Source organism: Amniculibacterium sp. G2-70, assembly GCF_014353055.1.
Classification (GTDB): domain Bacteria; phylum Bacteroidota; class Bacteroidia; order Flavobacteriales; family Weeksellaceae; genus Amniculibacterium; species Amniculibacterium aquaticum.
The window spans coordinates 2,224,753-2,250,986 of the sequence record NZ_CP060698.1; the positions used below are offsets into that span (position 1 = coordinate 2,224,753).

Below are 26,234 nucleotides of genomic sequence, written 5' to 3' on the forward strand. Positions count from 1 at the left end.
ATACTTAGATCATGCTAAAGCAACACCTTCAAATGAAACTCGGGCAAAAGCTCGCACCTCAACAAATTCAGTTGATGAAGCTCATTCAGCTTCATACCCTTGAGTTTGAACAAGAATTGGAGCGTGAGTTGGAAGAAAATCCTGCTTTGGAAAAAGTGAGCGATGACGACAAAGACGAAAACTTTGACGAGCTGGGTAAAGAATATGAAGAAGAAGGTAACGAAAGCATAGAAACCGATTTCGATGTGGACGAATATTTGTACGATGACGAACCTTCCTACAAAACCGCTTCCAGCAACTACTCGGCAGACGATGAAGAGTTTGATAGCCAAAGTCTTCTGACTGAAGGACAAACCTTGTACGATTATTTGATGGAGCAAATCCACCTGATCCATATCGAAGAAGAAGACCTGAAAATTGCCGAATACCTCATCGGAAACTTAGACAACGACGGATATCTGCGCCGTGAACTGAAATCCATTGTCGATGATTTGGCCTTTTCGCAAGGGGTCTATACCACCATCGATCAAGTGCAAAATGTATTGGAAAATTATGTCCAAAAGTTGGATCCATCGGGAGTCGGGGCCAGAAATCTTCAGGAATGTTTGATCTTGCAAATCGAGAAAAAAGTTGTAGCCGACAAAGCCGTTCAATTGGCAGCCAATATTTTGAAACATCAGTTCGAAGCACTTTCCAACAAGCATTACAATAAAATTATTCAAAAATACGATATCGAAGAAGAGGATCTTAAAGAAGCCTTGGACGAAATCGCCCACCTTTCGCCAAAAGTGGGTGGTAATTTTGATACGCAAACCATCACCATCAACCAAGAAATTATTCCGGATTTTGTCATTCAGATTCGTGAAAATAAAAATGGAAAACCCGAAGTCTTGGCGATGTTGAACAGTAAAAATGCGCCTACACTTCGCGTTTCTGATGAGTACAAAGATATTCTGACAACCTATTCCCACGATAAAAAATCGACAGAACACAAGCAGGCAGCACTGTTTATTAAACAAAAATTGGATGCAGCAAAATGGTACATTGACGCCATCAACCAAAGGCAAAATACCTTGCTGAAAACCATAACAGCAATTGTGAAAATCCAAAAAGAATTCTTCATTACAGGCGATGAAAAATCCCTGAAACCCATGATTCTAAAGGACATTGCCGAGGATACAGGTTTTGATATTTCCACCATATCTCGTGTGGTAAAAAGCAAATACGCCGACACACCCAACGGAATTATCTTGCTGAAGGATCTGTTCTCGGACTCTCTCACCAACGACGATGGAGAGGAGGTTTCGACCAAAGAGATTAAGACTTTCTTGCAAGAAGCCATTGACAACGAAAACAAAAGAAAACCACTCACCGATGATGCATTGGTAGCCGTTCTCAAAGACAAAGGCTATAATATTGCCAGAAGAACCATTGCCAAATACCGAGAGCAGCTCAACATTCCTGTGGCAAGGCTAAGAAAGGAACTTTAGTACGATTTCAACAATAAAAAATCAAAACAATACAACAAAGAACTTTGCATCCGTGCAAGGTTCTTTTTTTTGAAGCATCAAGATTGATCGTATTTTCAAAATTCCACCGGCTGTCCGCTGTATCTTTTGTGCCTTGGCTTTTCCTATCGCCTACAAAAGGATGCCGCTTCCATCCGGGCTAGATTCAAAAGTCGAGATTCTTTCAGATTTCCTATTGATGAAAATGTGTCAAAAAAAAGTTGCAGAAAAAATGTAATTTTCTGTTCGTGGGAAAAATTTAGCTGTTAAAATACTCCCAAATCACTTTGGCTTTGGCTTTGCCTACAATTTCCTCCAAGGCTTCTATTGTAGATTCTTTTACGCGTTTTACCGACTTTAGTTTTTGTAAAAGTTGCTCAATCGTTTTTTCTCCCACACCCGGAATTTCTTCCAATTCGGATTTTATGGTAGAATTTTTTCTGCGGGTTCTGTGGTGCTTTATCCCAAACCGATGCGACTCGTCACGGACGCGTTGAAGGACTTTTAAGGTTTCGGATTTTTTGTCCAAATACAACGGATCGGGATCGTTCGGGAAGTAGATTTCTTCCAACCTTTTGGCGATACCAATGATGGTGATCTTGCCGTACAATCCCAATATTTTCAAACTTTTTATGGCCGAAGAAAGTTGGCCTTTTCCACCGTCAATCAGGATCAGTTGTGGCAAATCTCCGCCTTCATCCAAAAGTCTGGAGTACCTTCTGAGGATCACCTCTTCCATGGTGGCAAAATCGTTGGGACCTTCCACCTTTTTTGGGTGGAAAATTCGATAGTCGGCTTTGCTGGGTTTACCATTTTTAAAAACCACACAGGCCGAAACGGGATTGGTGCCTTGAATGTTGGAGTTGTCGAAACCTTCGATGTGCCGAGGTTCTACAGGCATTTTTAAGAGTTTTTTCATCTCGGCCATCACACGATTGGTGTGTCGGTCCGGATCTACAATTTGTATTTGTTTTAGTTTTTCAACTCGGTATTCCTTAGCATTTTGTTCGGAAAGTTCCACAATTCTTTTTTTGTCGCCCATTTTCGGGACCAACAATTTTACATTGGGGATTTCTGTACTCAGGTGGAAGGGCAAGAGGATTTCTTTGGAATTGGAGTTGAATTTTCTTCGTATTTCAATCATGGCTTCTTCCAAGATTTCTTCATCGCTTTCTTCCAATATTTTTTTTATTTCCGTGGTATAACTCTGTATGATGTTTCCGTTTCGGATTTTAAAATAGTTAACAAAAACTGCCGTTTCGTCGCTGCACATCCCGAAAACATCTACATCGTCAATGGTGGGGCTCACCACGGTGTGTTTGGCTTGGTAGTCTTCTAAAAGTTCCAGTTTTTCTTTGGTCATTTGTGCCTTTTCGAATTCCAGATTTTTGGCAAACTCCATCATTTCTTCCAAAAGGTATTGTTTTGCGATTCTGAAATCGCCTTTAATAATCCCACGGATGGCCTCTACTTTTTTCTGATAATGCTCCAGGCTTTCCAATCCTTCGCAGGGACCATCACAGTTTTTGATGTGGTACTCCAAGCAGACTTTGTATTTGCCTTCGTCAATTTTTTTTTGTGAAAGATCCAGAGTGCAGGTTCGAAGTCTGTAGATGTTTTTTATGGTTTCTAGCAGGACTTTTGCGGGTCTTACTTTGGCATAAGGGCCGTAATATTCCGATCCGTCTTTTACCTTGTTTCGGGTAAGGAAAACTCTTGGGAAATTTTCATTTTTTATACAAATCCACGGGTAGGTTTTGTCGTCCTTCATCATGATGTTGTAGAAGGGTTGGTGCTCTTTGATCAGGTTGTTTTCTAGCAAAAGGGCATCGTATTCGCTGGGGACAATGGTGGTTTCTAAACGGTGGATTTTCCCAACCATTATTTTGGTTTTGTATCCAGAAACGGTTTTGTTGAAGTAGGAAAGGACTCTTTTTTTTAGGTTTTTAGCTTTGCCCACATACAACAATTGGTTGTCCTTGTCGTAATATCGGTACACTCCGGGTTCGGAAGAAAGGGTTTTTAATTGGAGTTCTAGTTGGGCATTCATCTTTCAAAAATAAGAAAAATTGTCCTTTTTATCGGATTGTTAAGATCAAAAATTTCATTTGAAGAATTGAAGGAGAATAATTTTATAAGCTCCTAAAAAAGCCGTATTTTTAGCCAAAATTTACAACAATGAAAATTTACGGAATAGATCATTTTTCGATAGAAGATGTTTTGGAAATTATCCAAAATCCTAAAAAAGCAAAACTGAATAAAAAATCCAAAGAACAAATCCTAAATTCGTATAATAATGTTCAGAAAATTGTGGCTTCTGACAAGACCGTTTACGGGATCAATACAGGGTTTGGACCGCTTTGTGATACCAAAATTTCAGAAAACGAAACGGCAAAGCTTCAGGAAAATTTAATTATTTCTCACGCTGTTGGTGTGGGCAAACCCATTGCTAAAGACTTATCAAAAATCATGATGGTGGCCAAGATCCATGCACTTTCCAAAGGTTTTTCTGGTATTTCTATGGATGTGGTAGAGCGAATGATCTTGATGTTGGAAATGGACATTATCCCGGTGGTTCCAGAGCAAGGTTCTGTAGGTGCTTCTGGAGATTTGGCTCCACTTTCACATTTGGTTTTACCTCTTTTGGGTTACGGTCAGGTTTGGGATGCAGGTGTACCAACCGACACCCTTTCCGTACTTAAAAAACACAAAATAAAGCCTTTAAAATTACAAGCTAAAGAAGGTTTGGCATTGATTAACGGAACTCAATTTATCCTTTCTCATGCGATTGCTGGTTTGGACAAATTTGGATATCTATTGGATCTTGCCGATCTTTCTGCTGCCATGTCTTTGGAAGCATACCAAGGTTCTGCCAGTCCTTTCAAAAAAGAATTGCACGAAATTCGTCCGTACAAGGGGACAAAGAAAGTGGCTGCAAGAATGTTGAAATTTTTAAAAGGTTCAGAGAATTTAAAATACCATGAAGATTGTGGAAGGGTGCAGGATCCGTACTCCATGAGATGTGTTCCGCAAGTGCACGGTGCAAGTAGAAATGCCTACGAACACTTGAGAGAAATGGCAGAAATAGAGCTGAATTCGGTTACCGATAACCCGATTGTAATCTCCAATGAAGAAGCAATTTCCGGAGGTAATTTCCACGGACAACCCATGGCGATGCCGCTGGATTATGCAACTCTGGCTGCTGCAGAATTAGGGAATATTTCGGACAGAAGATCCTATCTTTTGTTGGAAGGAAAATACGGTTTGCCAAAATTATTGATAGAAAGTTCCGGCCTCAACTCGGGATTCATGATCCCGCAGTACACTACTGCAGCATTGGTTACTGAAAACAAAACCCTTTGTTTCCCTGCTTCTGCCGACTCTGTACCAACCAGTTTGGGACAAGAAGATCATGTGAGTATGGGAAGTATTTCCGGTAGAAAATTCAACCAAGTGTTGGGGAATTTAGAAAATATTTTTGCTGTTGAATTGATGTTTGCTGCTCAAGGTTTGGAGTTTAGAAGACCTTTGAAATCCTCTAAAATTGTTGAAGAAAATTTCAAAATTATCCGCGAAAAAGTGACTAAATTAGAAGATGACCGATTGATAGGTAAAGATATTTTGGCAATTGCTGATCTGATCTGCGAAAGAAAATTGAAAGTTACGGTCTAAAAATACAGACTTCCTAAGTGAATACTAAGCCATCTCAATTTATCATTAGAGGTGGCTTTTATCTGTAAACTTTCTAACGGAATTGTTTATTAAAAAAATCTTATTCTTCAAAGTTTTTCATTGCCCGGTTCAAAGTTCTGACGGTAATTCCTAAATAAGAAGCCATTTCTTCTTTTGAAAGAGAAATATTTTGTTGGGTCTGCAATTCCATCAGCTTGGTTAAACTATGTTCAACCGTGTATAATTGCTGATAAGAAGCCCGACTAGCAGTATCTACAATTCGTTTTGCAAAACTATCTAAAAGTAGCTGATTCAACTGAATATCTGCTTTGAGAAGTGTTGAAAAATAAAATTTATCAATAGCGAAATAAGAAATATCCGTCATCGCTTCAACAGCACACAGACATGGAATATTACGAATCAATTCCACTTCTCCAATAATTTCACCTTTCCCTAAAAATTCAATAATGTATTCTTTGTCGTTATCTTCTGTAAAATAACATTTGGTGATGCCATCAACAATCAGCATTACTTTTGCGAGTGCTTCATTTTGAGAAAGCAACCTTTCTCCTTTCCTACATTTTTTTAAAATGATAGCTTCTTTACGATTTTGGCTTTCGTAAAGTGCTGATAAATAGCTAAAAAATGTTTCGTTTGTTTTTAACATAAAACCCTTGGGACAAATGTCCTTTTTACTAAATTTAATTTTGCTGAACTTTGCAATTCACAAGTACTTGACAAAAATCTTAACCCATGATAATTTGTTTATTAAACCACATAGTAACATAGTCTAGATAGCAATAAGACTGCATAGTTACACTTAGTATCCGTCAAAGACGGATATCTATTGTATTTTTTGTCAGATATTAAAAACAAATTTAGCAAATAAAGAAATGAAAAAAGATATAAAAATCATAGCCTTCGATGCCGATGATACCTTATGGGTAAATGAACCTTACTTTCAAGAAGCCGAAAAACAATTCTGTGCTTTGCTTGAAAATTACCATCCGCAACATACCATTTCGCAAGAACTTTTTAAAACCGAAATGAAGAATTTACATCTTTACGGTTACGGGATTAAAGGTTTTTTGTTGTGTATGATAGAAACCGCAAACCGAGTTTCGGACAGAACCGTTTCTTTAAATGTCATTGATAAAATCATTGAAATTGGGCACGATTTGCTGCAAAAGCCTATTGAATTACTGCCAGGTGTTTCCGAAACTTTGGAAGCCTTGAATGGCGATTTTAAATTGGTAGTTGCCACCAAAGGCGATTTGTTAGACCAGAAAAGAAAATTGAAAAACTCTGGGTTAGAACATTACTTTCATCACATAGAAATTATGAGTGAGAAAAAAGAGAGTGATTATCAAAAACTGTTCAAGCATTTGGATTGTCAACCCGAAAACTTTTTAATGTTGGGCAATTCCATTAAATCCGACATTATTCCGGTTTTAGAATTGGGTGGCAATGCGGCTCATATTCCCTACCATGTAACTTGGACGCACGAGCAACACGAAACCCATTTGAAGCACGAGAATTTTATCCAGCTGAAATCCATTAATGAAATTATAAATTATCTGAAATAGCCATGAAAATTAATATTAGACAAGAAACATCCGCTGATTATCCTATCGTATTTGATTTGATAGAACAGGCATTTCGCGATGAAATTTTAAGCGATAAAAAAGAACAATTTTTGGTGGAAAGACTGAGAAAATCCGATGGATTTGTTCCGGAATTGTCATTAGTTGCAGATATAAACCTCCAAATTGTTGGCTATATTCTGCTTACGAAAATCAGTATTGAAACCAAAACAGAAAGCATCACTTCTTTAGCATTGGCACCTGTAGCCGTTTTGCCAGAATTTCAAAAACAAGGAATTGGAAGTAAATTGATAGTGGAAGCCCATCACATTGCTAAAGACTTAGGCTATGAGTCGGTTGTTTTATTGGGACACGAAAATTATTATCCAAAGTTTGGATATCAACTTTTACATCATTTCAATATTTCTCTTCCGTTTGAAGCACCTAAAGAAAATTGTATGGCGATAGAACTTGTTCCTGATGCTTTAAAAAACAAAGCAGGAAAAGTGATTTACCCAAAAGAATTTTTTGAATAATAAACATAACAATGAAATATAAACCACATAGACCCATAGGAAGTGTTTTTTGCGAAAAGAAATATTTTAGCTACACAATAGAAGTCCGTCTGTGACGGACACTATGTATAGCTATGCAGTCCTAGTGCTATATGTTCTATGTTCCTATGTGGTTTAATCAAATGATTAATTTTGTGTTACAATATATCGTTTTTTGAATGAAAACTTAATGACAAAAAACATAACAATGAAATATAAACCACATAGACCCATAGGAAGTGTTTTTTGCGAAAAGAAATATTTTAGCTACACAATAGAAGTCCGTCTGTGACGGACACTATGTATAGCTATGCAGTCCTAGTGCTATATGTTCTATGTTCCTATGTGGTTTAATCAAATGATTAATTTTGTGTTACAATATATCGTTTTTTGAATGAAAACTTAATGACAAAAAAAATAACATTGAAATTTAAACCACATAGACCCATAGGAAGTATTTTTTGCGAAAAGAATTATTTTAGCTACACAATAGAAGTCCGTCTGTGACGGACACTATGTATAGCTATGCAGTCCTAGTGCTATATGTTCTATGTTCCTATGTGGTTTAATCAAATGATTAATTTTGTGTTACAATATATCGTTTTTTGAATGAAAACTTAATGACAAAAAAAATAACATTGAAATTTAAACCACATAGACCCATAGGAAGTATTTTTTGCGAAAAGAAATATTTTAGCAGCACAATAGATGTCCGTCTTTGACGGACACTATGTGCCACTTAACCGCCTTATTGCTATATGTCCTATGTTCCTATGTGGTTTAATCAAATGATTAATTTTGTGTTACAATATATCGTTTTTTGAATGAAAACTTAATGACAAAAAAAATAACATTGAAATTTAAACCACATAGACCCATAGGAAGTATTTTTTGCGAAAAGAATTATTTTAGCTACACAATAGAAGTCCGTCTGTGACGGACACTATGTATAGCTATGCAGTCCTAGTGCTATATGTTCTATGTTCCTATGTGGTTTAATCAAATGATTAATTTTGTGTTACAATATATCGTTTTTTGAATGAAAACTTAATGACAAAAAAAATAACATTGAAATTTAAACCACATAGACCCATAGGAAGTATTTTTTGCGAAAAGAAATATTTTAGCAGCACAATAGATGTCCGTCTTTGACGGACACTATGTGCCACTTAACCGCCTTATTGCTATATGTCCTATGTTCCTATGTGGTTTAATAAAATGATTATTCTTGTGTTACAATTTTGATAATGTACTTAGATAAAAAATAAGATTAAAAATGAAAAAATTAATAGACCTTGATGCTTGGAACAGAAAAGAGCATTTCCTTTTCTTCTCAAAATTTGAAGAACCCTTTTTGGGGTAACTGTAAAAGTGGATTGCACCACTGCCTATCAAAAGGCAAAAGAAAAAGGCGTTTCTTTTTTCTTGTACTACTTGTACAGTGCCTTGAAAGCCGCTAATGAAGTAGAAAATTTTAGATATCGAATCATTGAGAATCAACCTTATGATTTTGCAAGTATAAACGCTTCGCCAACCATCAATCGGCCGGACGGAACATTTGGCTTTGCATATATGGATTATTTAGAAGATGAAAATATGTTTTACGAAAAAGCATTGCAGGAAATTGAAAAGGTAAGAAATTCAAACAGTTTATTACCGGCTGTTTCCGGAGAAAATGTCATTCATTTTTCTGCCGTTCCATGGTTGGATTTTACCAGTATTTCTCATGCAAGAAGTTTTTCGCATCCCGATTCTTGTCCAAAAATAACTTTTGGTAAAATGACTGAAAATAATGGTGTGAAAGAAATGTCTGTTTCTATTCATGGACATCACGCACTCATGGACGGATATCATGTAGGTCAGTTTGTTGAAAAATTTCAAAACCTCTTAAATGCCGAATGAAAAATACGGAATCGATAACGAACAAATTGCAAGAGAGTAGGGAAGTGCTCTGTTAGGAATATTTTAATAAATTTGAAAAGCTGTCCCAGCACGGAATTTGGTTTTAGAAACCCGTTCCATTGCAAAGTGCACAATTGTAATTAAATAAAATCGTCATGAATATTAAGTTTTTTTTGAGCTTGTTGTTTGCATTTCCGTTAATGATTTTTGGTCAAGAACAATTAGAAGCGAAGTTGGTTGTTGAAAAAGGTAAATTTATCTTTGATAAAAAAAGCTATAAGTTGTTGAAAACTCAGGTGGATGAAATTTCAAAACAAAAAAAAAAGAACGATAGCATGATGAAAATTAATCCGAGCATTTCGTATATGGTTCTTGATTGTAGGGTAACCGAAATTCCGAGATTAAACTCTAAAACGACGCATTTTACAGCTTTAGTTAATTCTAATTTGAATTTGAAAAATATAAAACGAGGTAAGAATTTAATGTCTATCGTTGTTAAGAAAAACGGAATAGCGGGAAGCTTTAAATGCATTGAAGCATCTGATGAAAAAATTTGCAATCAGATAAAAAGAATGTTTAGAAAAGAAGAATTTAAAACCTGGCACAACGCACTATTTTCTAGTATTGCCGTAGATTATCATTTAACTTTTTCCATTATTGTTGATACCGATTCTACGAATTATAATTTGAGAAACAAGTGGTCGTTGGATAACAATATTCAAGATTTTGAAAAGTAGATTTCATTTAATGTGATCTCCCCAACGCAGCCCGACTTGAGTGGAGCTCTTTTTGTGGAGCCCTGCGGAACAAAAAAGCGGGAACGGAAGGCGGAAAAGCTGCCCTAAAAAAAATTACAATCAGTCTTTTTTTATTTCTTGTGTACGAATGGTTTTGAGTTTGAAATTGATGTTGAGCATGATGATGGCGAGTAAAATGAAAACAACGCCTAACCATTGGGTAGAATTGATGATCTCGCCCAGCATGATGAAGGAAATAACGATGGAAACAGGTAGCTCAAAAGCTGAAAGAATGCTACCTAAGCCGACACCAACAATTGGAAATCCTTTGTTGAACATGAGCGGTGGAATGACGGTACCGAATAAAGCGATCGGGATCCCCCATTGATAGAGAATGCTGAAATCCAAAGATCGGTTGCTGATAAAATCTTCGGGAACCCAATGGATGTTGAAATAATAGGGTAGGATCTGTGTTGAAAGGGTGAGCAGGGCGACAACGATGGCACCGCCAAAAAGCATGACTAAACTTCGTTTTGCCGGGGAAAGATGCAAGGCGATGCTGTTGGTAGAAAGCAAAACGAGACTGAAACTGATGGCGGCCAAAAATCCGAATATAACCCCTCGGTAATCCAGAGATTGTGTGCCGTTCAGGGCGTTGGTTGCAAGTAGGGTTCCGGCTAAAACGATAAGTACAGCTGCAGTTTTTTTAAGGTTAGGAAGTTTTTTTTGCTGTATGGATTCGATCACAACCCCGATCCACACGGATTGCATCAGTAAAACAACTCCTATGGAAGCCGATAGAAATCGTATGGAAATGTAGTACAAAACACTGGTGAGTCCAAAACAAATTCCTGCGAGAAGGAGTTTTGTTAAGTCGTCTTTTTGCATTTTATTGTTGTTTTTACTGAACAAAGTCAGGATGGCAAGGCAAATTATCCCAAGAAGATATTGGGCAAGGGTAACTTCGGCAGTTGAAAAGAGATTTTGATAGGCGGTCTTTACAAATGTAGCCAACATCCCATAGCTAGAGGCTCCAATAAGGACAAAGGCTATTCCATGGCTTAATGATTTCTGTTTGTTTTCCATAATTTTTCTTAATTTTTCTTAATTGATTGCACATTAGACGCTATCGTTTATTCCCAAAAAATGATTTAAAAACACATGGAAATCAACCTTTTTATTGAGGTGAAAAAAGCATGATTAAGAAAAAGGAATTGAAAAAATCAAAGGGTTCAGTTTTCTTATTTAAATCAAAATTTATGCAATGAAGCGATAAAGTTTGGATCTAAATAATCAACTATTTGTGGTAGTGGGTAGAAACGCTCAACCGTATTATGAGCTTATATCTATATCCGAAATCGAGGGCAAATTTAGGAATTATTATGAGAAATAAAAAATCGTTCTTTGCTTTTTACAAAGAACGATTTCTAAAATAAATGAACGATTGTTGTGGTTTTTAGTTTTTGATAAACTGCAGTTCGCCAGCGATGTTCACGGTATCGCCAACCAAAACGCCGCCCGTTTCTAATGCTGCATTCCAGTTGAGGTCAAAGTCTTTTCTGGAGATTTTTGAAGTAAAGGAAAAACCTGCTCTGGTATTTCCCCAAGGATCTTTGTTGATGCCTCCGAAATCGACATCCAAATTAATTTCTCTGGTAACTCCGTTGATGGTTAATTTTCCTGCCACCTCGTCCGTAAGAGAAGTACTTTCGAAAGTAATTACAGGGTTGAGTTCCGTATTGAAAAAGTCGGCGTTTTTCAGGTGGTTGTCTCTATCTGCATTGTTGGTGTCAATCGAGTTTACTTGCACGGTTGATTGTACTTTTGCTTGGGCAAAAGTATCGTCTTCTGCGATAATTTCCGCATCAAAATTTCTAAATTCTCCTTTTACATTGGAGATCATCATGTGTTTTACTTTAAAGGTAATTTCGCTGTGTGTTGGGTCTAATTTCCAAAGGGTACTCATACTATTTTGTTTTTTATTGTTATTGATGGTGCAAAGATACAAGCATTACGATGGGCTGACATTGATGTAGGTTAAGAAATGATTTTGGAATTAAATTTCCTATTTTTGCGACAATTCAAAATTTAGAAATGAAAATTAATAAAATCTCTTTGTTAATGATGGTTTGGGGCGGATTGGTCTTTGCCCAAAACCAAAAATACACCATGGCCGAAGCAGTGAACGGACTGCGATCCAACTTGGCCGTTAAAAATATCGCTCAACCTTCTTGGATTCCCGGGAAAAATACTTGGGTAAAAGCCGATAAAAATGCCTATATCTACAACGATTTGGCAACGAAAAAGTCGGATACACTGGTTTCACTTCACCAAATCAATAAGAATTTTACCAAAGAAAAAGCACTGAAAAGAATGCCTTTCGTGACATTCCTTTCCGACAATTCGGGGTATTACAAAACCGACTCTACCTATACCAAATTGGATAAGGTAAACGGCGAATGGAAAGTGAAAACCTGGATGGTAATTCCTGCAAAGGCTGAAAACATCACTGTTTTAGAAGATGTAAATACGGTGGTTTATACTTTAGGCAACAACCTTTACGCCAACCAAAACGGAAAAGCCATCGCGATAACCCAGGATAAAAACGAAAACATCCTGAACGGACAAGCGGTACACAGAAATGAATTCGGGATTGATAAAGGAATTTTTGTTTCTCCAGATCATAAAAAAATTGCTTTCTACAGAATGGATCAAAGCATGGTTGCCGATTATCCCATCATCGATTGGTCCGTAGTTCCGGCGGTGAATCATAACATCAAATATCCGATGGCTGGAAAACCTTCTCACCATGTTACACTGGGTGTTTATGATCTTGAAAAAGGAACAACACAGTTCATGAAAACCGAAGGCGACAAAGAACAATATCTGACTTCTATTGCTTGGACTCCGGATAACAAGTCCGTATTTATCGGGATTTTGAACCGTGATCAGAACAATTTGGACATGAATTTGTACAATGCTGAAAATGGAAATCTGGTGAAAAATCTTTTCAACGAAAAGCATCCTAAATATGTTCATCCTACGACTTCCATGATTGCCGTACCTGGATCTTCTGATGATTTTATTTATCAATCCGAAAAGTCAGGATTCAATCATTTGTACCAATTCAACCTGAAAAAAGGTTTGCAAAAACAAATCACCACGGGAAATTGGGCGGTAACTTCTGTGTTGGGAATCGACCCGAAAACTAAAGATATTTTCTTTGTTTCTACCAAAGAAACTCCATTAGAAAAACACCTTTATAAAGTAGGCTACAACAATTCTAAAGTCACCCGATTGGATAAAGAACCTGGGATGCATAACGGAATTTTGAGTTCAAATTTCGAATACCTCTACGACTCTTTTGCCAATGCCGATACGCCGAGAAAGGTGGACATTATTAATGTTAAATCTCTGGCATCAGAAAATGTGTTGAAGGCTGATAATCCATTGACTAAATACGCTCAGGCTCAGGTAAAAAATGTTTCATTGAAAGCCGATGACGGAACGCCGTTGTACGGAAAATTAATTTTGCCAAAAGATTTTGATCCTTCAAAAAAATATCCGGTTATCGTTTATCTTTACAACGGTCCGAATGTGCAAATTGTGACCAATTCTTTCCCGGCTTCTGGTAATTTGTGGTACGATTACATGACGCAAAACGGATACATCGTGTTCACCATGGACGGTAGAGGTTCTTTCAACCGCGGTCTGAATTTCGAAAATGCCACTTTCGGAAAATTGGGAACGGTAGAAATGGAAGACCAACTGAAAGGTGTCGATTATCTGAAATCTCTTCCGTATGTAGATGCCGATAGAATGGGTGTTCATGGATGGAGCTTCGGCGGATTTATGACCACCAGTCTTATGCTTCGTCACCCGGATGTTTTCAAAGTAGGTATTGCAGGTGGACCGGTAATTGACTGGAGTATGTACGAAATTATGTACACCGAAAGATACATGGATACCCCAAAACAAAACCCCGAAGGATATAAAAATGCCAATTTATTGGACAAAGTACAAAAACTAAAAGGAAAACTTTTGATGATACACGGTGCACAGGACGATGTTGTAGTATGGCAACATTCGGTAGACTTTGTAAAATCTGCTGTGGACAAAGGCGTGCAAATCGACTACTTTATGTACCCGGGCCATCCGCACAATGTCATTGGCAAAGACCGCGTGCATCTGATGCAAAAAGTGACCGATTATTTTGATCTTTATCTGAAAAAATAAGAATTCCTAAATACTAAAAAACTCCCTCAAAGTCTGTGCTTTGGGGGAGTTTTGTTGTATAAAAAATGCCCCGAAGATAGTCGAGGCTCTAAATGTTTTAGTTCACGAATTTATAATTGTTAATTTGTGTTCCTTAAATTGAAGATTCGACGAAGTCAAACATTCAAGATATGATTAAACAAAAAAAGACGAGTTGCCCCGTCTTGAATGTTTTAGCTCACATACTTGTTTATTTTTAAATGGTGTTCGTGAAACATTTAGCAAAAAAAATGCCCCGAAGATAGTCGAGGCTCTAAATGTTTTCACAACGGAATAATCCTTATTGTGAATTGCTTTCAATATGACAAATGTAATATTTTTATTTTATACTTTTTACGGTTAACCGTAAAAAAGTATAAAAATTATTGTCTATTTTTAAAAAAAAATAAAAACATTTGATAATGGCAAAAAAAATACTCGGATTAGACTTAGGAACAAATAGTATTGGGTGGGCGTACGTAACCGAAGGAGAAACACAAAATGAATCAGAAATAAAGCAGATAGGTGTTCGTGTTAATCCATTAACAGTTGATGAGCAAACAAACTTTGAAAAAGGTAAGTCAATTACAACCAATGCAGATAGAACGCTAAAACGCGGAGCAAGAAGGAATTTAGACCGTTATCAATTGCGTAGAGAAAATTTGTTAGAAGTACTAACCAAAGCAAATATTATTAATGCAACTGCCAAATTATGTGAAGATGGCAAACAAACCACTTTTCAAACTTGGGAATTGAGAGCGAAAGCAGCTTCAGAAAGAATTGAGCTCAATGAATTTGCACGAGTACTTTTGGCTATCAATAAAAAACGTGGTTATAAAAGTAGTCGTAAAGCAAAGAACAGTGAAGAAGGACAAGCCATTGACGGAATGGGAATTGTGAAACGATTATATGAGGAAAATCTGACTCCAGGGCAATTGGTTTACCAAAATTATGAAAATGGATTAAAAGCGATTCCCGATTTTTACCGCTCCGATTTGCAAAGTGAATTTGACAAAGTATGGAATTTTCAAAAACAATTCTATCCGGAAATATTGACCGATGAATTTTACAAAGACTTACAAGGTAAAGGACAAAAGGCTACTTCGGCTCTATTTTGGACGAAATATCAATTCAACACGGCTGACATTAAAGATTATGATGATAATTTCAAAAATAAATTTGCTACAAAATTTGATAGTAGAACTTTAAAGAAAATTCAGGCTTACAAATGGCGAAGCGATGCCGTTTCAAAACAATTGGAAAAAGAACAAATGGCTTATGTTCTCACTGAAATCAACAATAATCTCAATAATTCCAGTGGTTATTTAGGGGCTATTTCGGATAGAAGTAAAGAATTGTTTTTCAATAAAGAAACCGTAGGTCAAAATCAATATAATCAGTTATTAAGAAACAGACATACAGCACTTAAAAATCAAGTTTTTTACCGACAAGATTATTTAGATGAGTTTGAAAAGATATGGACTACACAAGCAAAATATCATGCTCAACTCACTGATAAACTAAAAGAAGAAATTCGGGATATTGTTATTTTCTATCAACGCAAGCTTAAATCACAAAAAGGTTTAATCAGTTTTTGTGAATTTGAAAGCAAAGAAATCGAGAAAGATGGTAAAAAGAAAACGGTTGGAATGCGTGTGGCTCCGAAATCTTCGCCTTTGTTTCAGGAGTTTAAGATTTGGCAAATTCTACATAATGTTTTAGTGAAAAAAGCAGGAAGTAAAAAGAGAAGCGTTAAAAAAGAAAATCAACCCTCCTTATTTGAAGAAGAAAAAGAAATTTTTGAATTAGACTTAGCTGCTAAAAATCAAGTTTTTGAAGAACTTAATATCAAGGGAAATCTAAAGGCTAATCAAATCATTGATATCTTAGGTTACAAACCCAAAGATTGGGAGATGAACTATTCCCAGTTAGAGGGCAATCGTACCAATCAAGCCTTGTATAATGCGTACTTAAAAATTTTAGAAATAGAAGGTTACAATGAAGACTTGTTAAAGCTTTCTGATAAAGACGATATCAATATTGAAGAGCTTAAAACTCCTGCTTCTGAAATCAAATCCATGGTAAAAGCCATTTTTGAAGTTTTGGAAATCAATACTGAAATTTTAGAATTTGATGCAGAATTAGAAGAAAAAGATTTTGAAAATCAAGCAGCATATCAACTTTGGCATTTACTCTACTCAACAGAAGACGATACCAAAAAATACAACGAAGAAGATATTTTACTTTATGGGAATGACAATATTGGACTAAAAAAACAATTGTGTGCTAAGTTTGGATTCAAACCAGATCATGCCAAGATATTGGTAAATGTGGTATTTCAAGATGATTACGGTAGTCTTTCTACCAAAGCTATGCGTAAAATTTATCCATATATCAAAGAAAATAAATACAGCGAAGCATGCGAATTAGCAGGTTATCGTCATTCTAAACATTCGCTTACTAAAGAGGAATTAGAAAATCGAACATTAAAACCCCAATTGGATTTACTCAAGAAAAACAGTCTTCGCAATCCGGTTGTAGAAAAAATCCTCAATCAAATGGTAAATGTGGTAAATACGCTGATTGATAAAGAAAACAACCTACTTAAAAGTGAGGGTAAAGAACCTAACTTCCAGTTTGATGAAATCCGAATTGAGTTATCTCGTGAGTTGAAAAAAAACGCAGCTGAGCGAGCGGAAATGACTACCAATATCAGCGCCGCAAAAATAGCTCATGAGAAAATAGTGAAGTTATTGCAAACTGAATTTGGCGTTGCAAATCCCACTCGTAACGATATTGTTCGCTACAAATTGTATGAAGAATTAAAAAACAACGGCTATAAAGATTTATATACCGACACTTATATTCCAAGAGAAATCTTATTTAGTAAGCAGGTGGATATTGAACACATTATTCCACAATCTCGTTTATTTGACGACAGTTTCTCTAACAAAACAATAGTTTACAGAAAGGATAATTTAGAAAAAGGAAATCAAACTGCTATTGAATACATTGAAACTAAATTTGGTGAAACGGGATTAATTTCTTTCCAAGAAAGAATTGAAGATCTTCATAAATTATGGAACAAAAACAATCCTGAAAATGGTATCTCCAAAGCCAAATATCAAAAATTACTAAAACGCTCTTCTGAAATTGGCGAAGGCTTTATTGAACGAGATTTGCGAGATAGCCAATACATAGCAAAAAAAGCAAAAGAAATGTTGTTTGGTATTACCCGTTCTGTGGTTTCTACTTCGGGACAAATTACAGATAGGCTGCGAGAAGATTGGGATTTGGTAAATATTATGAAAGAACTCAACTTGCCAAAATACCGTGCATTAGGCTTGACTGAAATGGAAGAACGAAAATATGGGCAAAAGGTTGAAGTGATTAAAGATTGGACCAAGCGAAATGACCACCGCCATCACGCAATGGATGCTTTGACTATTGCTTTTACCAAAAGAAGTTTTATCCAATATTTGAATAACTTGAATGCCCGAAGAAATGAGAAATCGGATGATACGATTAGTAATTCTAAAGGTAGAACCAGTATGGATACGTCTAACCTAAAATTATCAACTCGTGATGTTTTAGGTATTGAAGAGAAAGAAACAATTATTAGAACTGATGACCAAGGCAATAAAAAACGAGTATTCAAAGAACCGATTACCAATTTCCGCCAAGTAGCCAAAGAGCATTTGGAAAATGTAATTGTATCCCACAAAGCTAAAAATAAAGTAGTTACAAAAAACAAGAATAAAGTAAGAGGTTCAAATAAAGTGCAAGAAGCATTAACTCCTCGAGGGCAATTACACAAAGAAACCGTTTATGGCAAATACCAGTATTACGTACAAAAAGAAGAAAAAGTAGGTGCTAAATTTGATAAAGAAACCATTGATAAAGTAGGTAATCCTTTATACAAAAAACTTCTATTGCAACGCTTAGAAGAATACGGCAACGATTCTAAAAAAGCATTTACAGGAAAAAATACCTTAGAGAAAAGTCCAATTTATTTGAATACAGAGAAAACGGAAGTATTACCCGAAAAAGTAAAATTGGTTTGGTTGGAAGAAGATTTTTCTATTCGTAAAGATGTAACACCAGACTTAAAAATTGACAAAGTAATTGACAAGGCTGTAAGAACAGTCTTGGAAGGTCGCCTGAAAGAATTTGGAGGAGATGCAAAAAAAGCCTTCTCTGATTTAGACAAAAACCCTATTTGGCTCAACAAAGAAAAAGGAATTTCCATAAAACGAGTTACCATAAGTGGTGTAAGTAACGCAGAGGCTTTGCATTACAAAAAAGACCATTTTGGCAAACCAATTTTAGATGCAAACGGCAATAAAATTGCTGTTGATTTTGTACAAACTGGCAACAACCACCATGTGGCAGTGTACCGAGATGAAAAAGGAAATTTACAGGAAAATGTTGTTTCATTATACGAGGCTGTTGCAAGGGTTAACATGGGTTTACCTATTATTGATAAAACCTACAAACAAAGTGAAGGTTGGCAGTTTTTATTTACCATGAAACAAAATGAACTCTTTGTTTTTCCCAATGAAAAAACAGGCTTTGACCCAGCCGAGATAGATTTACTTGACCCGAAAAATAAGAAACTAATTAGCCCGAATATGTTTAGGGTGCAGAAATTTTCAAAAGTGACTTACGGTAATTCTGCAGTAAGAGAATATGTTTTTAGACACCATTTAGAGACAACAGTGGATGATAAAAAAGAATTAAAGGATGTGACTTATAAAAATATTAAAAGCCTTGGATATTTTGAAGGAATCATAAAAGTCCGCACCAATCATTTGGGAGATATTATTGGGGTGGGAGAGTATTAATTATTAGAGTAAAATAAGAAAAGTAAAAAAAACAGTAACTTTAAAACTAAAGAAAAATAGATAAAACCATGTCACACAAACTAAAAATTACGCTACAACACAGCGAACCTAAAATTACCAGAACAGTAATTATTCCTGAAGATTTCAGTTTTCACCAACTGCATACCGTTATCCAATGTGTGATGAACTGGGATAATGCCCATCTGTACCAGTTCAATACCGGTGCGGCTTTCAGAAGCGATACCATTGCATTGGAAGATGAAGAAGATGAAGAAGATGATTTCGGATTTTCATTTAATTCTTTCAAAAAAATCAATTCCGAGGAAACCAAAGTGTCAGACTATTTCAATAATAACCTTAAAAAAATGTTATACATCTATGATTTTGGAGATGATTGGCGACATATTATTTCTGTGCAGAAAAAACCTAACGAAGATGTTTTGTTTCCCAGATGCGTGAAAGGAGAAAATGCTGCCCCAATGGAAGATTGCGGTGGTATTTGGAGACATGAGAATCTTTTGGAAATTTCTCATAAAAAAAGAAAATCTTCCGAAGAAAAAGAAATGTTAGCATGGTATGGAATACCTACTGACAAAACTTTTGAAGAGGTTTATCCTTTTGATATTGATACGGTTAATAAAATTTTATTGAAAGTTTTTTCTTCTTAATATAAATTCTAAAATACCATGATCACTCGCTCCATCTACATCGGTAATCCGGCTTATCTCAAACTCAAAGATGAACAAATGTACATTCTCCACCCTGAGACTAAAGAAGTGAAAGGCAAAGTCTCTATAGAAGATCTCGGACTGTTGATGTTAGACCATTTTCAGATTACGCTCACCCATCAACTCATACAATCCATGATGGAAAATAATGTAGTGGTCATCAGTTGCAATTTTTATCATCTGCCACATGGCATCATGTTACCCTTATATGGACATACCGAACATTCTCAAAAGATCAAAGCACAAATAGAAGCCAGCGAACCTCTTAAAAAGCAACTTTGGAAACAAACTGTAGAATATAAAATTAAAAATCAAAAAGAGGTTTTACTTAGAAGAGGTAATTATTTTGAACCCATGCTAAAATACCTTCAACAAGTGAAATCTGGAGATTCTACCAACATGGAAGGGATTGCAGCCCAACATTATTGGAAATACCTTATCAGCTTAGATTTTATCCGAGATCGGTATGGTGATTACCCCAATTCTTTTTTTAATTTTGGATACTCCGTCCTTAGAAGCATTATTGCCAGAGCCATTGTAGAAGCGGGTTTACTTCCTGTTTTAGGCATCTTTCATAAAAACAAATACAATCCATATTGTTTGGCAGATGATCTTATGGAACCCTATCGTCCTTTTGTAGATTTTTTAGTGATGAATTGGTTAGAGCAAAATCCAATGGTGGACGACCTGACCAAAGAATTTAAAGCAGCTTGCCTCAACATCGCCTCCCTAGATGTAGAGATTGATGGAAAAAAAAGACCATTATTGGTTGCGGTAAAGACGACTGCTTCTTCATTGTACAAATGTTATACAGGAGAAAAAAGACAAATCGCTTATCCTGAATTGAAATGAATTCAGAACGATTAAATGCTTATAGAATTATGTGGGTAATGGTCTTATATGATTTGCCAACCGAAACCAAAGTCATGCGGAAAGCAGCCAATCTTTTCCGTAAGAAACTGGAAGATGATGGTTTTGCACTGTTTCAATTTTCCATTTACATACGGCATTGTCCCAGTCGGGAAAATGCCGAAGTACACATCAAAAGAGTGAAAGCTATTTTGCCCAAAGCCGGAAAAGTGGCCATTATGTGCATCACCGACAAACAATTTGGCGACATTGAAATCTTTTTTGCCCGATCCAAAGAAGAACCACCACCCACTTGGCAACAATTAGAGCTTTTTTAGAATAAAACAATGAAGATTTGAGTATCATTTTAAAGGTAAAAGTAAATTTTTACCATTCAATTAAGATGAGTAATACGATGTAATTCAGTATGTTATTTGTTTTAAGGTTGTGGCGTATCGAGAATTTAAAAATTTTGAAATCCTTGATGCATGAATTGATCTTATAGGTAGAAATCTAATTTCATCAAGGATTCAGCGAAAAGCGATGGAAAAGTTTGGGCTGAGCTAAAGCAATTTATCTAGATTAGGATTAGAAAATCAACTTATTTCTTAGAAAAAACAGATGATATCATTATTTTTTTAATTGAAAAAAATCAAATCAATCAACTGAATTTCAGTTAATTGATTTGATTGAGGTTGCGACACATCGCGAATTTAAAAATTTTGAAAGCAATTCACAACGCATTGAAAACTTAGGTGTCCAAACTTTTTGTTGCGACACATCGCGAATTTAAAAATTTTGAAAGCAATTCACAACTGGAAACATGGACACGTACATGTCGGTACAGTTGCGACACATCGCGAATTTAAAAATTTTGAAAGCAATTCACAACGCACAACATCTGTTAACCATACAGAATCAAGTTGCGACACATCGCGAATTTAAAAATTTTGAAAGCAATTCACAACTGTGAACACTAAACCTGCTCCAGTTCTGTAGTTGCGACACATCGCGAATTTAAAAATTTTGAAAGCAATTCACAACTCATCATGAGTGCTGCAGCTGCAATAACCGGTTGCGACACATCGCGAATTTAAAAATTTTGAAAGCAATTCACAACTATTTTCTTGATTTCAGTAACTTCGGTTTTGTTGCGACACATCGCGAATTTAAAAATTTTGAAAGCAATTCACAACTGGAAACATGGACACGTACATGTCGGTACAGTTGCGACACATCGCGAATTTAAAAATTTTGAAAGCAATTCACAACTGTGGTCTTCGTCCTATCTCTGTCATTGCTGTTGCGACACATCGCGAATTTAAAAATTTTGAAAGCAATTCACAACATATTATTTGTGAATTTGTACATGATTTGGGTTGCGACACATCGCGAATTTAAAAATTTTGAAAGCAATTCACAACCAGGCTTCTTTACTTCAGAATTTATTGCTAGTTGCGACACATCGCGAATTTAAAAATTTTGAAAGCAATTCACAACACTATCATCACCCAATGAATCATTTTGGATGTTGCGACACATCGCGAATTTAAAAATTTTGAAAGCAATTCACAACTCCACAAATCATGGATAAAATCCTTGTACAGTTGCGACACATCGCGAATTTAAAAATTTTGAAAGCAATTCACAACATAACGGGTGGCGAAAGTGGTTTGGAGCAAGTTGCGACACATCGCGAATTTAAAAATTTTGAAAGCAATTCACAACCCCTTTGGGAATCTACTGTTTAGCTCTTCTGTTGCGACACATCGCGAATTTAAAAATTTTGAAAGCAATTCACAACAAAGACTAGCTTTCAGGGTTCTGTAAGGAAGTTGCGACACATCGCGAATTTAAAAATTTTGAAAGCAATTCACAACAACTTTGTTGAGCTCTTCTAATTTGGCTTTGTTGCGACACATCGCGAATTTAAAAATTTTGAAAGCAATTCACAACTTTTTGTGTCATTTTGTATATTTTTTGTTGGTTGCGACACATCGCGAATTTAAAAATTTTGAAAGCAATTCACAACAAACAAAAAATAATTAAGCAGAATGATTAGGTTGCGACACATCGCGAATTTAAAAATTTTGAAAGCAATTCACAACAGCAGTCGAAGATGGCAGAAATAAACGCTCGTTGCGACACATCGCGAATTTAAAAATTTTGAAAGCAATTCACAACTACTTCCATTGATAATGGTCGTGTGGTTTTGTTGCGACACATCGCGAATTTAAAAATTTTGAAAGCAATTCACAACAGTTTGTCCTAAATTCAAAATTTCTGCAATGTTGCGACACATCGCGAATTTAAAAATTTTGAAAGCAATTCACAACATCCCAAGATTGCTGAAGCTTTCTCCTTTCGTTGCGACACATCGCGAATTTAAAAATTTTGAAAGCAATTCACAACTAAATAAACTTTTTTTTGTTAAGTATGAAAGTTGCGACACATCGCGAATTTAAAAATTTTGAAAGCAATTCACAACCTACTAATTTTTCAATTGGATTTTGAATTGGTTGCGACACATCGCGAATTTAAAAATTTTGAAAGCAATTCACAACCTTTCAATTGGCTTTCTGTACCCAGTTTAGGTTGCGACACATCGCGAATTTAAAAATTTTGAAAGCAATTCACAACTGCTTTTGCATCTTTAAGTTGTGCCGCTTTGTTGCGACACATCGCGAATTTAAAAATTTTGAAAGCAATTCACAACTACTAGCAACCCCTTACTACTTGGTATTTAGTTGCGACACATCGCGAATTTAAAAATTTTGAAATCCTTGATGCTTGAATTGATTTTATAGGCAGAAATCTAATTATATCAAGGATTCAGCGAAAAGCGATGGGAAAGAAAAGGCTGAGCTAAAGCCATTCACAACTTGGTTTGTAGACGGCACGCCAATTAAGAATATAACAACGCAATGAGCTGATAAGAGCTTTTTTCTCTCAACTAGAGAAAAAGAACCCCAATTGGTGTTTGTCGGTTCTTTTGGTAGAAACGGCAAATAAAAACTTTTCGTCATTGTCGGTAAACATCGTGTCAGCCATCCTTAACCACAACGGCATCTACAACGATCTGAAAGACCAACCAAAAATGCTAAGTTTGTCTGATGAGATATAGATAATAGTTGTATATTCGCAAGGTCAGACATACTTCTGTCGGGTGTTCCTCAGGGATGAATTGTTTTAGAATTAATATTGTTTTTCGAATAAATTCTATTCTTAATCCTTAACATATCGATAGGTATTAATTCGCTATTGTAATGCAATCCAAATACTAAAAAACTCCCTCAAAGTCTGTGCTTTGGGGGAGTTTTGTTGTTTTGGATCTTCAAAAAAAGTAAGAATTTTGAAGAACTGAATGGACGGTAGTGGTTCTAAAAATTGTAAATCCTTACGGTTTTGTTTGAGATTTCATTGATGATTTCATCAAATTGCGAGTCATAAGGAAAAGGTAAATTGGCATTGTAAATTTTCCCTTCAGGATCTACCAACATAAATCTTGGGATACCGTTGATGCCCAATAGTTGCATAATTTCTTTGTTTTTTAGCCACATTTGTACTGCCTTGGATTTGTTGTTTTTTACATTCATCTTCCAATTGTTTTTATTTTCATCAACACTTAGGGAGAGGAAGACCAAATTGTTGTTGTAGCTGTACTGTTTGGCCAGATATTCAAATTTTGGTTTGGTCTCTCGGCACGGTCCACACCAAGTGGCCCAAAAATCGATGACTACATATTTGCCTTTGTATTTTTTCAGGTCAAAGGATTTGCCCAATGCATCTTCAAAAGTTATTGTAGGCATTGGTTTTCCTTTTTGTTGGTTGTTGATGACGAATAATTCTTTGGCTACAAAATCTCTAAATCGGGTATCCGAAAACTCATTCATCCTGCTTTCAAAAAGTTGATTTCTCTTGTTTTCGTCGTTGGTCATCTCAAAATAACTGAGCAATTGGGTTTTCAAAAGTCGGTCTTTTTCTTTGCTTTTCGGCATCGTGTTCAGCTTGGCCATGATGGTGCTGTCCGGATTTTTGGATCCTTCTTTTGGCAGCAATTGGTTCAGTTTCATTTTTGTGAAATCTTTGGAAGCCATTAGCATTTCTGTTGGATTTTTTATGATTTCGTTCAGCTCTTTGGTTAGTGCTGTAGGTGCAGCATTCTTCTTGTCATTGGCTAAAGAAATGGTCTGGAAATCGTGCAGCGCATTGATCATTTTTGCTGCATTTTTCTGCTTCATGTATTCGTAAAAATCTCTTCCAAAATAAATGTTTTCTTCGGTTCTGTACTGGTCTAAGTGTTTTTTGCTGTCGTTCCATTCTTTTTCTGCTGCGTCATAGAAATATTCGGGCTTGTCCAAATATTCTTCTTTGTTGTTTACAAAATAACTGTAGAATTGCCCTTCATTCATTTGCTGTTTTAGGTAATTAAATTCAGCATTTCTACTGCCAGTAATATTTACTTCAGACTGTTTTTCATCGGCATTAAATTGTATTTTCAAATGATCCCCTTTGGACAAAATTGCTCCAAATTTATTACCACCCAAATTGAAAGTATATTCGCCTAAAGGTAAATTTTCGGTACTTTCCCAAAAGAATTTTCCGTTTTTAATAGGAATTTTGGCAACAGGTAAGTTGAGCTCGTTAGAATACAGGCTGATTTCTTTATGCTTTTTTACCGTATTTACGGTGCCTTCTATGATGGTTTTTCCGTCCAACTTTTCAGGGTATATCGGGCTTGTGATTCCAAAATATATTCCAACAGCAACAGTCAGTCCCACCAAGGTTTTTGCAATGGTTTTTCCATTTTTAAAAAAAGCAGCTTTTACACCACGGTTGGCATAGATTGTATAGCCGATAACGAAAAACAAAACTGCCCAAAAAATACTGAGATACTCCGTGTAATTCAGGAAATGACTCATCATCGAAGAGTCTTTTAGTTTGACAGCTGTAGCCAAATTGTTGTACGGGATATAGTCGTAGGTTTCTTGCCTGATTTGACCGGTGATGTTGATGACAAATCCCATAACTCCAATAACAAAAGGCCAGATAAATCCTCGAATAACTACAGAAAGCATCAGTTGTAGCGAGACAATCCCTAAAGATAAAATGATCAAACGAATGTAAGTGTGGATGATGAAGGAGAAATCTATGCTCAAGCTCAATGCTTTTTGAGGAAAGATAAGTTGTTGTAAAGAACTGATTGCAACGGATGATACAATAAAAGTAGTGATGCAAATGAGGGTTAAAGTCATTGCAGAAAGAAATTTTCCGGTATAAATGCTCAACTTACTCAGTGGTTGAGATTCCATAAAAACCCAACCGTTGTTTTTATGGTCGGTTTGGCAAATTCTAATGGCAGCAATGATGATGAAAATAACCATCATGAAACTTCCAAACCCGGAAAAAAAAGTTTGTATGGACTCTGTGGACACTTCGGAAGGAAGTCCTGTGTATTCTCTGGCTTCTTCAACAAAAAGAGATACGGTGAGCAGTATCAGAGGGAGCAATGCTCCAAGGATTATGGATAAAATAAGCAATCCCAAACCTTTGGTTTTCAGCCATTCGGATTTGAAGGCTTTTATAAAATAATTGATGTTCAT

General features: G+C 35.9%; 16 protein-coding genes, 1 pseudogene, 1 CRISPR repeat array and 1 riboswitch. Of the genes and pseudogenes, 12 read left to right on the forward strand and 5 right to left on the reverse strand.

Annotated elements, in window-relative coordinates; translation table 11 throughout:
- Positions 1 to 11 precede the first annotated feature (11 nt).
- Positions 12 to 1,490 carry an RNA polymerase factor sigma-54 gene (gene rpoN / locus H9Q20_RS10315; protein ID WP_187477661.1) on the forward strand — a complete coding sequence of 493 codons (1,479 nt, stop codon included), beginning with the start codon at positions 12 to 14 and terminating at the stop codon, positions 1,488 to 1,490.
- A 277-nt stretch (positions 1,491 to 1,767) separates the two neighbouring features.
- Here the strand turns inward: rpoN and uvrC are convergent, their stop codons facing one another.
- A complete protein-coding gene (gene uvrC, locus H9Q20_RS10320; protein ID WP_187477662.1) occupies positions 1,768 to 3,558 on the reverse strand; it encodes an excinuclease ABC subunit UvrC in 1,791 nt (596 codons plus the stop codon).
- A gap of 128 nt (positions 3,559 to 3,686) precedes the next feature.
- Between uvrC and hutH the strand changes: the two genes are divergently transcribed.
- Positions 3,687 to 5,180, forward strand: coding sequence for a histidine ammonia-lyase (gene hutH / locus H9Q20_RS10325; protein ID WP_124639877.1), 1,494 nt, complete (start codon positions 3,687 to 3,689; stop codon positions 5,178 to 5,180).
- A gap of 100 nt (positions 5,181 to 5,280) precedes the next feature.
- Here the strand turns inward: hutH and H9Q20_RS10330 are convergent, their stop codons facing one another.
- On the reverse strand, positions 5,281 to 5,847 hold the full coding sequence (locus H9Q20_RS10330) for a Crp/Fnr family transcriptional regulator (RefSeq protein ID WP_187477663.1): 567 nt from the start codon (positions 5,845 to 5,847) through the stop codon (positions 5,281 to 5,283).
- 226 nt (positions 5,848 to 6,073) lie between these two features.
- Here H9Q20_RS10330 and H9Q20_RS10335 point away from each other — a divergent pair, with 226 nt between their 5' ends.
- The 4 genes and pseudogenes from H9Q20_RS10335 (at position 6,074) to H9Q20_RS10350 (ending at position 9,956) form a co-directional block, all read left to right on the forward strand.
- Positions 6,074 to 6,766, forward strand: coding sequence for an HAD family hydrolase (locus H9Q20_RS10335; protein ID WP_187477664.1), 693 nt, complete (start codon positions 6,074 to 6,076; stop codon positions 6,764 to 6,766).
- Between the two features lie 2 nt (positions 6,767 to 6,768).
- Positions 6,769 to 7,299: a GNAT family N-acetyltransferase gene (locus H9Q20_RS10340; RefSeq protein WP_187477665.1), complete on the forward strand. Its 531-nt coding sequence runs from the start codon at positions 6,769 to 6,771 to the stop codon at positions 7,297 to 7,299.
- Between the two features lie 1,294 nt (positions 7,300 to 8,593).
- Positions 8,594 to 9,219 (forward strand): annotated as a pseudogene (locus H9Q20_RS10345) (CatA-like O-acetyltransferase).
- A gap of 155 nt (positions 9,220 to 9,374) precedes the next feature.
- The gene (locus H9Q20_RS10350) at positions 9,375 to 9,956 is read left to right on the forward strand and encodes a hypothetical protein (RefSeq protein WP_187477666.1); all 582 of its coding nucleotides are present in this window, start codon (positions 9,375 to 9,377) and stop codon (positions 9,954 to 9,956) included.
- A gap of 120 nt (positions 9,957 to 10,076) precedes the next feature.
- Here the strand turns inward: H9Q20_RS10350 and H9Q20_RS10355 are convergent, their stop codons facing one another.
- Positions 10,077 to 11,042 (reverse strand): EamA family transporter, encoded by a 966-nt coding sequence (locus H9Q20_RS10355; RefSeq protein WP_187477667.1) that lies wholly within the window; start codon positions 11,040 to 11,042, stop codon positions 10,077 to 10,079.
- Between the two features lie 184 nt (positions 11,043 to 11,226).
- Positions 11,227 to 11,324, reverse strand: a riboswitch (purine riboswitch).
- Between the two features lie 88 nt (positions 11,325 to 11,412).
- Positions 11,413 to 11,922 (reverse strand): YceI family protein, encoded by a 510-nt coding sequence (locus H9Q20_RS10360; protein ID WP_124639889.1) that lies wholly within the window; start codon positions 11,920 to 11,922, stop codon positions 11,413 to 11,415.
- Between the two features lie 128 nt (positions 11,923 to 12,050).
- Here H9Q20_RS10360 and H9Q20_RS10365 point away from each other — a divergent pair, with 128 nt between their 5' ends.
- The 6 genes from H9Q20_RS10365 to H9Q20_RS10390 all read left to right on the forward strand — a co-directional run bounded on the left by H9Q20_RS10365 (position 12,051) and on the right by H9Q20_RS10390 (position 23,755).
- Positions 12,051 to 14,192, forward strand: coding sequence for a S9 family peptidase (locus H9Q20_RS10365; protein ID WP_187477668.1), 2,142 nt, complete (start codon positions 12,051 to 12,053; stop codon positions 14,190 to 14,192).
- A gap of 440 nt (positions 14,193 to 14,632) precedes the next feature.
- A complete protein-coding gene (cas9, locus tag H9Q20_RS10370; protein WP_187477669.1) occupies positions 14,633 to 19,054 on the forward strand; it encodes a type II CRISPR RNA-guided endonuclease Cas9 in 4,422 nt (1,473 codons plus the stop codon).
- A 68-nt stretch (positions 19,055 to 19,122) separates the two neighbouring features.
- Positions 19,123 to 19,722 carry a plasmid pRiA4b ORF-3 family protein gene (locus tag H9Q20_RS10375; RefSeq protein ID WP_187477670.1) on the forward strand — a complete coding sequence of 200 codons (600 nt, stop codon included), beginning with the start codon at positions 19,123 to 19,125 and terminating at the stop codon, positions 19,720 to 19,722.
- Positions 19,723 to 19,740: 18 nt separating this feature from the next.
- On the forward strand, positions 19,741 to 20,634 hold the full coding sequence (gene cas1 / locus H9Q20_RS10380) for a type II CRISPR-associated endonuclease Cas1 (protein ID WP_124639897.1): 894 nt from the start codon (positions 19,741 to 19,743) through the stop codon (positions 20,632 to 20,634).
- On the forward strand, positions 20,631 to 20,969 hold the full coding sequence (gene cas2, locus H9Q20_RS10385) for a CRISPR-associated endonuclease Cas2 (protein WP_124639899.1): 339 nt from the start codon (positions 20,631 to 20,633) through the stop codon (positions 20,967 to 20,969). The genes cas1 and cas2 overlap by 4 nt, the downstream gene beginning before the upstream one ends.
- A gap of 356 nt (positions 20,970 to 21,325) precedes the next feature.
- Positions 21,326 to 23,347: direct repeats of the CRISPR family, unit length 46 nt; unit sequence GTTGCGACACATCGCGAATTTAAAAATTTTGAAAGCAATTCACAAC.
- A 264-nt stretch (positions 23,348 to 23,611) separates the two neighbouring features.
- Positions 23,612 to 23,755 (forward strand): hypothetical protein, encoded by a 144-nt coding sequence (locus H9Q20_RS10390; RefSeq protein WP_164471998.1) that lies wholly within the window; start codon positions 23,612 to 23,614, stop codon positions 23,753 to 23,755.
- A 256-nt stretch (positions 23,756 to 24,011) separates the two neighbouring features.
- On the opposite strand, the gene H9Q20_RS10395 is transcribed toward H9Q20_RS10390, so the two are convergent.
- Positions 24,012 to 26,234: a thioredoxin-like domain-containing protein gene (locus H9Q20_RS10395; protein ID WP_124639903.1), complete on the reverse strand. Its 2,223-nt coding sequence runs from the start codon at positions 26,232 to 26,234 to the stop codon at positions 24,012 to 24,014.

Coding starts and splice junctions, on each gene's coding strand:
- H9Q20_RS10360 (WP_124639889.1), bottom strand. CDS start 11,922: ATGAGTACCCTTTGGAAATTAGACCCAACACACAGCGAAATTACCTTT.
- H9Q20_RS10340 (WP_187477665.1), top strand. CDS start 6,769: ATGAAAATTAATATTAGACAAGAAACATCCGCTGATTATCCTATCGTA.
- cas9 (WP_187477669.1), top strand. CDS start 14,633: ATGGCAAAAAAAATACTCGGATTAGACTTAGGAACAAATAGTATTGGG.
- H9Q20_RS10335 (WP_187477664.1), top strand. CDS start 6,074: ATGAAAAAAGATATAAAAATCATAGCCTTCGATGCCGATGATACCTTA.
- cas1 (WP_124639897.1), top strand. CDS start 19,741: ATGATCACTCGCTCCATCTACATCGGTAATCCGGCTTATCTCAAACTC.
- hutH (WP_124639877.1), top strand. CDS start 3,687: ATGAAAATTTACGGAATAGATCATTTTTCGATAGAAGATGTTTTGGAA.
- H9Q20_RS10365 (WP_187477668.1), top strand. CDS start 12,051: ATGAAAATTAATAAAATCTCTTTGTTAATGATGGTTTGGGGCGGATTG.
- H9Q20_RS10330 (WP_187477663.1), bottom strand. CDS start 5,847: ATGTTAAAAACAAACGAAACATTTTTTAGCTATTTATCAGCACTTTAC.
- cas2 (WP_124639899.1), top strand. CDS start 20,631: ATGAATTCAGAACGATTAAATGCTTATAGAATTATGTGGGTAATGGTC.
- uvrC (WP_187477662.1), bottom strand. CDS start 3,558: ATGAATGCCCAACTAGAACTCCAATTAAAAACCCTTTCTTCCGAACCC.
- H9Q20_RS10350 (WP_187477666.1), top strand. CDS start 9,375: ATGAATATTAAGTTTTTTTTGAGCTTGTTGTTTGCATTTCCGTTAATG.
- H9Q20_RS10355 (WP_187477667.1), bottom strand. CDS start 11,042: ATGGAAAACAAACAGAAATCATTAAGCCATGGAATAGCCTTTGTCCTT.
- H9Q20_RS10395 (WP_124639903.1), bottom strand. CDS start 26,234: ATGAACATCAATTATTTTATAAAAGCCTTCAAATCCGAATGGCTGAAA.
- rpoN (WP_187477661.1), top strand. CDS start 12: ATGCTAAAGCAACACCTTCAAATGAAACTCGGGCAAAAGCTCGCACCT.
- H9Q20_RS10375 (WP_187477670.1), top strand. CDS start 19,123: ATGTCACACAAACTAAAAATTACGCTACAACACAGCGAACCTAAAATT.